Raw genomic sequence first — 583 nt, forward strand, 5'->3', positions numbered from 1 at the left:
CAGCCGCAGGCGAAAATGTCGTGCAGGCCCGAGCGCCGATACTGCGCCGCCTTCAGATCGATCAGATGATCCAGAAGCGCCGGATCGCGCAGGCCGTGCGCCACGGCGATCGGACCCAACTCGGCTTCCAGGCTGCGCCGCGCACGTTCCTTGTCCTTGAAGAACTTGCCGAAAGTCGTGCGCCTCTCGGCGTACCAGGCGTCGAAACCCTCATCCGGAAGGGCGGCCTGAACGGTCGTGCGCGCCTCCCCTGACCGCGCCGCGCCGATCCAGCCCGGCACGTTCAGCCTGCGCGCCTTCAGCAGACGCGCCACATCCTCGAGCCCGATCTCCTCGCCGACTGGGGCGATCACGCCATGATAATCGTTCATCGGCGCGCCCAACGGCTGCACCGAACCACCGCGCCGCTGATACGGAAAGAAGCCGACCGTCGCCGTCCCGCGACGAAACACCGCCACCGCCGCGCCGGGGCAGACCCGCGCGGCGATCTCCGTATAGTCCCAACGGAAATAGGGGCTCCTCAGCGCCGGATTGCTTGTCGACCAGGCGCGCCACAGGGCGACGTCGGCGGCGTCCAGCGCCT

The 583-nt window shown here is 68.4% G+C and carries 1 pseudogene; it reads right to left on the reverse strand.

From position 1 onward, the window contains the following. Positions 1-583: pseudogene (locus B2U11_RS03290) on the reverse strand (GNAT family N-acetyltransferase); the annotation flags it as partial.

The sequence above is a fragment of the Brevundimonas sp. UBA7534 genome (assembly GCF_002479325.1).
GTDB lineage: Bacteria > Pseudomonadota > Alphaproteobacteria > Caulobacterales > Caulobacteraceae > Brevundimonas.